The sequence below is a fragment of the uncultured Ruegeria sp. genome (assembly GCF_947497005.1).
Lineage (GTDB): Bacteria > Pseudomonadota > Alphaproteobacteria > Rhodobacterales > Rhodobacteraceae > Ruegeria.
Map to the genome: position 1 here is coordinate 1 of NZ_CANMFF010000077.1, position 238 is coordinate 238.

General features: G+C 59.7%; 1 pseudogene. It reads left to right on the forward strand.

Annotation, left to right across the window (positions count from 1 at the left end):
- Positions 1–73 precede the first annotated feature (73 nt).
- A pseudogene (locus Q0816_RS25975) lies at positions 74–205 on the forward strand (IS6 family transposase); the annotation flags it as partial.
- Positions 206–238: the final 33 nt, after the last annotated feature.

A 238-nucleotide genomic window follows, 5' to 3' on the forward strand; every position in this document is an offset into this window, starting at 1 on the left:
GTGCGCTCCCTGATCTTCAGGGGCTTGAATCATGCGGTCGAGATGGCGGCAACCAAATTAATGGGTCCTGACCCTAGCCGCTCACGACCAGATCGCCACCGTTTTTCGACCCCGCCGCTATTAACTCTCCACCGTCTCATACCGTCACGCCAGAATCGATGCTTTCGGCCTCTGGGACGGTTACGCTCTCGAAATGACCGCCTGACAGACGCAGGTCAGACCGCCGTCAGCCGCGTGC